The organism is Chroococcidiopsis sp., assembly GCF_051657925.1.
Lineage (GTDB): Bacteria > Cyanobacteriota > Cyanobacteriia > Cyanobacteriales > Chroococcidiopsidaceae > Chroococcidiopsis.
The window spans coordinates 1-6,276 of the sequence record NZ_JBOFLP010000212.1 but is presented as its reverse complement, the minus strand read 5'-3'; the positions used below and the strand labels follow the sequence as shown (position 1 = coordinate 6,276).

Annotated in this window: 1 protein-coding gene; it reads left to right on the top strand. The window is 45.2% G+C overall.

The window, feature by feature from the left end; all coding sequences use genetic code 11:
- Positions 1-24: 24 nt before the first annotated feature.
- On the top strand, positions 25-6,276 hold a 6,252-nt coding region (locus ACRC32_RS17035), incomplete at its 3' end, for an amino acid adenylation domain-containing protein (protein ID WP_438555083.1).

Sequence of the window (6,276 nt, the reverse complement as noted above, 5' to 3'; positions counted from 1 at the left end):
AGGGGTACGTAGCTATTTACTGACATGGCAAAAACTGACCTTATTTCCCATAAGCAAAAAGCACTTTGGTTCTTATACCAAGTAGCGCCCAATAGTGCTGCTAACAACGTCGCCTATGCAGCACGTCTAGTGTCAAATGTAGACATTCCAGCATTGCGACAGGCAGTTAGAGCTTTAATTGAGCGGCATCCAGTTCTGAGAACTACCTACACCGCAGAACACGGCGAACCTATACAAAAGATTCTTGAAAATCAACAAGTCTGCTTTAGTGTGCAAAAAGCTGCTAATTGGAGCCAAGATGACTTCCACAACTGGCTTGTTAGTGAAAGCGATCGCCCTTTTGACCTGAACAACGGACCCGTAATACGCTTTAATCTGTTGATCAAAAACACCTTAACAGATGTATCGGCTGCAAAAGAAGTGATTCTGTTAATGACGGCACACCACATAGTGGTGGATTTCTGGTCTTTGGAATTACTTGTTAGTGAACTTAGGGTGTTTTATGAAGCAATCAAGACAGGTTTTGAGGTAGCACTCCCACCCCAAAACCTGCAATACAAGGATTACGTGCGGTGGGAAAACCAAATGTTAGCAAGTGAACAAGGGGAACAACTGTGGAACTACTGGCGTGAGCAGTTAGCTGGTGAGTTGCCGATATTGAATTTGCCAACAGATCGACCGAGACCACGAGTGCAAACTTATGAAGGTGCTTCCCACTCTTTCGTTTTAGGGAAAAAACTGACCCACAAGCTCTTAGAACTAGCAAAAGCAGAAGGTGTAACTCTTTACACAATCGTGCTAGCAGCATTCCAGGTACTGTTACTACGCTACACAAATCAAGAAGATATCCTAATTGGATCACCAATGGCTGGTCGCAGCCTGACTGAATTTCAAAGGATTGTTGGTTACTTTACTAATCCCGTTGTTTTGCGAGCGGATCTGTCTGGGAATCCTACATTTCGAGATTTGCTTTGCCGAGTACACTCTTGTGTGTTAGGTGCTAGAGAACATCAAGACTATCCCTTCCCGGTGCTGGTTGAGCGACTGCAACCGTTACGCGACCCAAGCCGTTCACCACTGTATCAAGTAGCATTCGCCTGGGAGCGCTCTGATCAGAGTGACAGACAAGTCTCACTTATGAATAGTGATGAGTTAATTGTGGAGTTGATCATTCCAGAGTCAAAGGGGGCTGCTTTTGATTTAACTTTGACCATTTTTGATGCAACCAGACCGCTCAAAGGTATCTGGAAATATAACACTGACTTGTTTGATGCGGACACCATTGAGCGGATGGCAGGTCATTTTCAGACATTACTAGAAAGCATCGTCGCTAACCCAGAAGAGCAAATTTCTAGCTTGCCCCTGTTAACAAAAACGGAACTTGATTATTTGAAAAGTCGTGGTAACGTTGTCTGTCCATCCAACCCCTTTATTACCTTTGACAAACAAGATATTGAACAATCAATTCCAGCTAGATTTCAGGAGCAAGTTAAAAAATTTCCCCAGAATATCGCTGTCCATACTAAGAATTATCATTGGACATACAGTGAATTGAACTGCCGTGCTAATCAAGTAGCACAGATAATTCTGAAATGCACCTTTGGAGAAGAAAGAATCGCTTTATTGTTTGAACATGATGCACCAATGGTTGCTGGAATTTTGGGAGTTTTGCAGATTGGGAAAGCCTATGTTCCTCTAGACCCCAATTATCCCAGTGACAGAGTTGTTTATCTTCTAGAAGATTCAGGAGCTAGTGCTGTTCTCACTAACAACAAGAACTTAGCCCGTGCCCAAGAATTAACTAAAGGTATTGTCCCACTCATTAATATAGATGATATCAGTTTGACTAGCTCTTCTAATGAAGTCGATCTGGAAATATCACCGGATACTATTGCCTACATTCTCTATACATCAGGTTCCACAGGACAGCCGAAAGGGGTTATTCAAAGCCATCGTAATGTTCTGTATTTTATCAAAAGCTACACTAATAATCTTCACATTAATGAGCAAGATGGATTGACGCTGCTATCATCCTATAGCTTTGATGCCGCGCTCATAGATATCTTTGCTGCTATCTTAAATGGTGCAACCTTATACCCAATCAATATCAAGGAGGAAGGTTTAACTCATCTGTCTCAGTGGTTGCGACAGCAACCTATTACAATCTATCACTCAACACCAACTTTGTATCGTCACTTTGTTAAGAATTTGAGTGGGAATGAGCAGCTATCTAATATTCGTCTAGTGGTCTTGGGGGGAGAGGAAGTTGTCAAAACAGATGTAGATTTATATAAAGAAAAGTTTGCAGACGAATGTATATTTGTCCATGGTTTAGGAGCGACAGAATCAAGTTTTTATTTACAATATTTTATCAATAAGCAAACAGAAATTACTCGCCATACCGTCTCCGTGGGTTATCCGATAGAAGAAACGGAAGTTTTCTTGATTAATGAAGCTGGTAAAAAGACTGATATCTACGGTGAAATTGCGATTAGAAGTTCTTACATTACGCTGGGTTATTGGCACAAACCTAACCTGACACAAGCTGTCTTTTTACGCGATCCAGAATGTAGTTCGAGGCGAATTTATTGCACAGGAGACTTGGGTCGGCTCAGACCAGATGGTAGCATTGAATTTTTAGGACGAAAGGATTTTCAGATCAAAATTCGGGGGTTCCGTATTGAGTTAGGAGAGATTGAGGCAGCGATCGCTCAACACCCCAGTGTACGCGAAACTGTGGTTATTGCCACCGAAGACGTATCAGATAACAAACACCTTGTAGCCTACGTTGTTCTCACACAGAGACTTACAACTGACGAACTACGCCATATACTCAGACGGAAACTGCCCGATTATATGGTACCTTCAAGTTTTGTATTCCTAGATAGCTTGCCTCTGACGCCCAACGGCAAGGTAGACCGCCGCGCCCTAAGAGCACCAAATTTTCAACTCGAACTGCAACGGTCATTAGTAGCCCCAAGAACTCCTATTGAAGAGATGCTAGCCAGCATTTGGGCGGATGTCCTCTCGATTGAACTTGTGGGCGTTCACCACAATTTCTTTGAACTGGGCGGACATTCCTTATTAGCCACTCAACTAATTTCGAGAGTGCGCGATACCTTTGGCGTCGAATTACCGCTACGCAGTTTGTTTGAAGCTCCCACGATTGCCGAATTCGCCTCTAGGGTTGAGAATTCTCTCAAGAATAGACAATCACAAGAAGCTCTGCCACTTCTAACAATTCCAAGGTCAGAGTCCATCCTATTATCCTTCGCTCAAGCAAGGTTGTGGTTCCTCGACAAGTTACAGCCAAACAGTGCATTTTACAACATTCCCCTTGCTTGGCGTTTGAGCGGTCAGCTCAATATAGCGGCGCTCCAGAGCAGTATAAACGAAATTATAAAGCGACATGAAGCCTTACGCACAAACTTTACCATACAAGAAGGTCAACCCGTTCAAACTATCGCCGCAACCCTCAATTGTCAACTACAAGTAGTGAACTTGCTGCACATTCAAGAAAATGAGCGAGAAATCGAGGCGCAACGATTGGCTAGTGTGGAAGCGAATCGACCTTTTGACCTGGAGCGAGAGCCTTTGCTCAGATGTATGGTGCAAAAGCTAGGTGAAACAGAATACGTCTTGTTATTCACTATGCACCACATTATTTCAGATGGTTGGTCGCTGGGCGTATTCACTCATGAATTAACAGAACTTTACAAAGCCTTCTGCACAGGCATTACTCCTGTTTTACCCTCGTTGCCAGTACAATATGCCGACTTTGCCCTTTGGCAGCGCCAGTGGTTACAAGGAGAAATACTGGAAGCTCAGTTTGACTACTGGAAGCAACAACTCAAGAACGCTCCAGCTTTATTAGAATTGCCGACAGCTCGACCGCGACCAGCTGAACAAACCTACCAGGGAGGATATCACTATACAGCCCTTTCTCTTGAATTGAGCGGGAAACTTTCTGCTTTGAGTAAGCGAACGGGAGTCACTCTGTTTATGACGCTTTTGGCAGCGTTTGTGACGTTGCTTTCCCGAATTACAAGTTCCGATGAGATCATAGTAGGTACGCCCGTAGCCGGTCGCAACCGACAGGAAATTGAAGGGTTAATTGGCTTTTTTGTCAATACAATAGCGCTGCGAACCCACCTCGGCGGCGACCCCAGTTTTGAGGATGTACTCTCAAGAGTCAGGGAATTGGCGCTTGGGGCTTACACGCATCAAGATCTGCCTTTCGAGCAGTTGGTAGAAGCATTGCACCCAAAGCGAGACCTAAGCTATACGCCGCTATTTCAGGTGATGTTTGCCCTAGACGAGAAAAGTGTTCCTTCTTTTGAACTGCCTGAGTTAACGGTAAGCTCGTATGCAGTGGAAAACGGCACAGCCAAGTTTGATTTGACCCTATCAATGGAGAATACTGCTGATGGATTGGTAGGAGTATGGGAATACAATGTTGACCTTTTTGATGAAACCACCATCGTTCACATGACCCGACATTTCCAGACGTTACTGGAGGGAATTGTAGCTAATCCTCAACAGCAGGTTTCACAATTGCCCCTGCTAACAGAGGGAGAGCGACACCAGATATTAGTAGAGTGGAACAACACCACAAAAGAGTATCCCTTCGATAAGTGTATCCACCAGTTGTTTGAAAAACAGGTAGAGCGATCGCCTGATGCCATTGCGGTGGTTTTTAAAGGGGAGAAGCTGACCTACCGAGAGCTTAATCAACGAGCGAACTGTCTAGCACATTACTTGAGAACTCTGGGTGTGGGATCAGAAGTGCTGGTAGGCATTTGTGTAGAGCGCTCTCTAGAGATGGTAGTGAGCCTGCTGGGCATCCTCAAAGCAGGTGGAGCTTACTTACCCCTCGATCCGGCATTACCTAAAGAAAGTTTAACCTTCCGGTTGCAAGATGCTCAAGTCCCGATTCTGTTGACGCAAAAGGGACTCCTCAAACGTGAGGATGCTCAAGTGCAGACTGTATTGTACTTGGACGCAGACTGGAAACTAATTGCCCAAGAATCCTCGGCAAATCCCAACAGCGAAGTGATACCGGAAAACTTAGCTTACGTCCTGTATACCTCTGGTTCTACAGGTCAACCTAAAGGCGTTGCGATCGAGCACCGGCAAATTCTGAATTACCTGCACGCCATCCTAGACAAACTGCAACTGCCAACAGGTTCCAGTTTCGCAAACGTTTCCACCTTCGCCGCCGACTTAGGCAACACCGTAATTTTCCCAGCCTTGTGTACGGGGGGATGTCTACATATCATATCCCAAGAGCGAGCCACCGACCCCAAAGCCTTAGCAGACTACTTTGGACATCATCCTATCGACTGTCTGAAAATTGTCCCCACCCACCTCGCTTCTCTCTTGACATCTAAGGCGTTCTCCTCTATAGTACCGCGCCAATGTCTAGTCTTAGGTGGTGAAGCAGCAAGCTGGGATTTGATTGAAAAAATCCAGCTTGAAGCCCCGAACTGTCGGATTCTCAATCACTATGGACCGACAGAAACCACTGTTGGCGTACTTACCTATCCTGTCAGTAGCAAGCAAGCCAGTTATAACTCTAAAACTGTTCCTATCGGTCGTCCCATCACCAACACACAAGTTTATATTCTCGACCGCCATCAGCAACCGGTTCCTATCGGCATCCCTGGTGAACTACACATTGGCGGTGCTTCCTTAGCACGCGGCTACCTTAACCGCCCGGACTTGACAGATGAAAAATTCATTAACCCATTTAATGATCAAATTAGTACCCGCCTCTACAAAACTGGCGACCTAGTCCGCTACCTAAGCGACGGTAACATCGAATTCCTCGGTCGGCTGGATCGTCAAGTGAAGATTCGCGGCTTCCGCATCGAACTGAGCGAGGTTGAAACAGCGATCGCTTCTCACCCAGCAGTGCGAGAAACTGTAGTCGTGGCGCGAGAAGATATTCTGGGTCACAAATATCTGGCAGCCTACATTGTCTCTAACCAAAAAGAAGCCCTCACCAGCAGTACTTTACGCAATTTTCTCAAGGAAAAACTGCCCAATTATATGGTGCCTGGAGCATTCGTAATGTTGAATGCCCTGCCACTCACACCGAACGGTAAAGTAGATTGTCGCGCCCTTCCACCCCCCGAGCCAGTCAGGCGCTCTCTTTCTTTGGAGATGCCGCAAACCAAGGTAGAGAAACTCATTGCTGATGTTTGGCAGAAAATTCTTCTCATAGAAAAAGTAGGGCTGGATGACAATTTCTTTGATCTGGGAGGAAATTCCTTA